Origin of the sequence: Streptomyces sp. NPDC006012 (assembly GCF_042871185.1) — a bacterium.
Classification (GTDB): domain Bacteria; phylum Actinomycetota; class Actinomycetes; order Streptomycetales; family Streptomycetaceae; genus Streptomyces.
Genome location: NZ_JBIAIE010000064.1, coordinates 1 through 3,937 on the forward strand (window position 1 = coordinate 1; position 3,937 = coordinate 3,937).

Consider the following 3,937-nt stretch of genomic DNA (forward strand, 5'->3'; position numbering starts at 1 on the left):
GGCTGCGCCGTGGGGGCGGGGCCCGTCGCGCGGGGCCGCGCGGGGCCGGCCTTGGCGGGCGGCGGTTACGCGGTGGTGGCCGGCGCGGCCGCGCGCCGCCGCCGCTTCCGGCACCCGACCCTGCGGGGTCGGGTTGCGAGGGGCGCTCGCGCGCCGCCCCCTCGCGCTCCCCAGGCGCCGCGGGCGGGGGCCGGCGGCGCGGGTGCGGGCCGGTGGGTGGGCATCGCACCTTCGGTGCGATCCGGCCGTGCGCCGCAGTCGTCGGGCCCTGGGGGCCCTCCTTATTGCGGCCCTCCGGTCGCTGGCGCTCCCTGCGGGCTGCGTCGCTTCGCTCCTTGCGCAAAGCCCCGGGGGGCTCCTCCGGACGCCCGCCCCCCGGGGAACGGGGGACGGGCTGATGACGGTGGTGGGCCGGGGCTCCACGAACGCGTCGTCCTCGGGTGCCGGCGGCGCCGTGGTGACGGGCACGGGCTGAGGTCGAAAAGGGGGGTTGGAGGAACTGGTCGTCGTCGTGGTGGTGCGGGGCGGCCCGGGGCCTGGGGAGGGAAAGACGGCTGGCAAGGAGGGGGGTCGGCGGGGCCCGGCAGACCGGCTAAAAGATCATGGAAGTCCGGGGAAAAACCCTGGTCAGAAGCCCTTTCACGCTTCCCTATACGGGTTCTGACTGGTATAGTTGTTCTTGTTGGAAGGGGATGGCACCCCGACCAGCGAACCACTCGAAACCTGCGAAAGGCGTGGACATGACCGTCAAGACCCGCAACCACCGCTCCGCCTCCCGGAAGGCCGAGACCATGCAGCCGGTCACCGAGATCGTCACCACCACCCACCCCCGTACGGGACTCCGCACCAGCTACCGCGTCACCGTCACCGCCGTCGAGCGCGCCGAGGTCATCAGCGAATCCGGGGTCGCGGTCGGTCTGGCCGCCCGCCTCACCATCCAGGACGGCCCCGGCCGCCGCCCGGTCACGATCATGGCAAGCCGTCTCATCGGGGAAGGCGACTGGTACACCGACGCGATGACCGAGCGCGGGGGGCGCGTCCACCACTCGCGCGGCTTCGGGAACCGCCGGGGCAACCCCCGTCGCCTCCTGCCCGACCTGGCCGACATGCTCACCATCTGCGCCTATGACGCCCGCCTGATCGAGCAGGGCGAGCCCGGCCAGCCGCTGAAGCTGACCAAGGTCCGCGCGAAGCGCAAGAAGGCCACCGCCCAGGCGTGACGCCGCGCCCGGCCGGGGCGCGCGAAGCGCCCCGGCCGGGTAGGCCCGACCAGAAAAACACTGGTCAAAGGCCCTTTCCAGCTTCCCGAGAAGCCTCAAAGCTGGTATAGTTGTTCTTGTTGGAAGGGGATGGCACCCCGACCGACACCGCTCGAAACCCGAACCTGACGAGAGGTACCCGAGATGGCCACCAAGACGACGCGCCGCCGCTCCCCCCGTAAGTCCCCCGAGGAGCGCGCGGCCGAGGTAGCCGCCCTGCACGACCTGCTCAACGACGCGATCGGCTCCCTTGTCTCGGCCGACGGGTGGCGTGCGATGCTCCGCGCCACCGTCGCCAACCTCGGCCGCTACTCGGCCAACAACATGATCTTGATTCTCGCCCAGTGCCCGCACGCCACCCAGGTCCGAGGGGCGCGGGAGTGGAACGACCGGGGCCGCCTGATCCGCAAGGGTGAGAAGGCGTTGCGGATCTTCGCGCCGATGACCGTCACGAAGAAGGACAAGGACGGCAAGCCGGTTCTTGACGAGCACGGCCAGGAGCAGCGCCGGACCCTGTTCAAGGCCGCCCCCGTGTTCGACATCAGCCAGACGCGGCCGATGAACGAGGACGAGGAGGCCCAGCCGGAAGCCACCGAGCCCGGCTACCAGCTCGGCGGCAAGACGACCGGCGAAGTCCCCGCCGAACTCTGGGAGCGCCTGGAGCGCCACGCCAAGGGTCACGGGTACACGGTCAGCCTCGGCGTGACCGCCCCCGCCGACGGGTTCACCCGCCCCGCCACCCGGGAAGTCGTCATCCAGGCCAGCGACCCCGAGGCGCACCGCACGGTCGTACTGGCCCACGAAGTCGCGCACATCGAGTGCGGGCACGTCGCGGACATCGAGGAGTACCGCAAGCACCGGGGCCGCATGGAGTGCGAGGCCGAAAGCGTCGCGTTCATCGTGGCCGGGGTGGCCGGAGTAGACGCCGCCCTTACCTCCGTCCCGTACATCGCCGGATGGGCCGGGAAGACCGCCGAGGAGGTACGGGAAACCCTCGCCGCCGCCAGCGACACCGTCATCCGAGCGGCCAAGGCCATCCTTGCCACCACCGCCCCGGCGGACGAGGAGAGCGAAGCGCGGAAGGCCGCCGACCAGGCCGCCCACGACGCCTACCGCTCCGAGCGCGCCGCGCTCATCGAGACCGACCAGGAGCGCGAGGCCGCCAGCGCGTCGGAGGCAACCGCCACGGCGTGAACCACCCGGCCGGGGCGGCGGACCACCGCCGCCCCGGCCCGCCGGGCAGCTCCGGCGCGGCGGTGGGCGACGGCCGCGCCGCGGCGACCGGGCCCGCCGCGCACCGCCCCGGGTGGCCGGCCCTGGCGGGCGACGGCGGCGCCGTGGTGGCCGGCGCGGCCGCGCGCCGCCGCCGCTTCCGGCACCCGACCCTGCGGGGTCGGGTTGCGAGGGGCGCTCGCGCGCCGCCCCCTCGCGCACCCCCGGCGCCGCCGGCCCCCGGCCGTGTCCGGCCGCCGGGCCGTCGTCCCGGCGGCAGCGCTGAGCGGTTTACGTGACGGGCCGTCCGCCGGGTGCGGGTCCGCGCGGGCGGGCGAAAAGCGGCTGGCAAGGAGGGTGGGCGGCCCGGCCCGGAGAGCACGCGCGGGGTGAAGAAACCCGGAAAAACCCTGGTCAGAAGCCCTTTCACGCTTCCCGATACGGGTTCTGACTGGTATAGTTGTTCTTGTTGGAAGGGTGATGGCACCCCGACCAGCGAACCACTCGAAACCCGAACCGAACGAAGGGCACCCGACCATGACGATCTCGAACCTCCGTGCAGCAGACAGCCAGCCGACCGGCGAGACCCGGGTGGACCCCGAGATCATCGAACTGGCCCGGACGCTCGACTTCATCGTCTACGCCACGACCGACGCGATCCGCCCCCTGATGCCCGGACTCCCGGCCGAGTTCTTCACCGACCGCTTCACCACGGACTACGCGCTGAACGTCGCCGTGCAGGCTTACGAGGCCCACCGTGCCGGTGGTCACGCTCCCGGACGGGCGGCCGGAAGGGCCGGAGCCCAGATGCTCCGCAGCGCGATCGTCGGCATGAACGACCGCCTGCTCAACGACGTCAGCCGCGCCGTCGAGGCCGCGCACGACGCCCAGCGCCAGCACTGACCAGCCGCGCCGGGGCGGCCGACCGCGCCGCCCCGGCATCCACCCATCCGAGGAGGCCACACCCATCACGCCCGTAACCGCTCACTTCTTCGGCACCATCCAGTACGACGCCGCCGCGCGCGACTACGAGGGCAACCCGCAGCCCACCGGGCAGGAACTGCACTCCAAGGTGATCGCCGAAGACATCCAAGACGAGCTGTCCGCCAGTCTCGGACACGACAAACCCCACCCGGCCGACTACATCCAGCGCGTCCACAACGTCACCGTGCACTCCGCCGAGAACCTCCGCGAGACCCTGACCCGAGCGGCGGAAATCGACGCGACCCACCGAGCACCGGGGCACGGCATGGAATGCACCTGCGACCTGGACGCCCTCGACCTCATCCAGCAACTCGCCGCATACGCCGCCAAGGTCTGACCGGTGGTCCGTGCGTCCCGGCCGCCGCGCCGGGGCGCACGGCTGTCCGGCCGTCGTGGCGGTGGGCGGCGGCTGCGCCGTGGGGGCGGGGCCCGTCGCGCGGGGCCGCGCGGGGCCGGCCTTGGCGGGCGGCGGTTACGCGGTG

4 protein-coding genes are annotated in these 3,937 nt (G+C 72.8%); all 4 read left to right on the plus strand.

All coding sequences use genetic code 11. The features are described from left to right. Positions 1-740: 740 nt before the first annotated feature. The 4 genes from ACFYPJ_RS39000 (at position 741) to ACFYPJ_RS39015 (ending at position 3,792) form a co-directional block, all read left to right on the plus strand. Positions 741-1,220 (plus strand): hypothetical protein, encoded by a 480-nt coding sequence (locus tag ACFYPJ_RS39000; RefSeq protein ID WP_135789001.1) that lies wholly within the window; start codon positions 741-743, stop codon positions 1,218-1,220. A 183-nt stretch (positions 1,221-1,403) separates the two neighbouring features. Then, positions 1,404-2,453 (plus strand): ArdC-like ssDNA-binding domain-containing protein, encoded by a 1,050-nt coding sequence (locus ACFYPJ_RS39005; RefSeq protein WP_389026872.1) that lies wholly within the window; start codon positions 1,404-1,406, stop codon positions 2,451-2,453. A gap of 555 nt (positions 2,454-3,008) precedes the next feature. Further along, complete coding sequence (locus ACFYPJ_RS39010) at positions 3,009-3,374, plus strand: hypothetical protein (RefSeq protein ID WP_389026874.1); 366 nt, start codon at positions 3,009-3,011, stop codon at positions 3,372-3,374. A 169-nt stretch (positions 3,375-3,543) separates the two neighbouring features. Further along, positions 3,544-3,792, plus strand: coding sequence for a hypothetical protein (locus tag ACFYPJ_RS39015; RefSeq protein ID WP_389026876.1), 249 nt, complete (start codon positions 3,544-3,546; stop codon positions 3,790-3,792). The last annotated feature ends 145 nt before the right edge of the window (positions 3,793-3,937 follow it).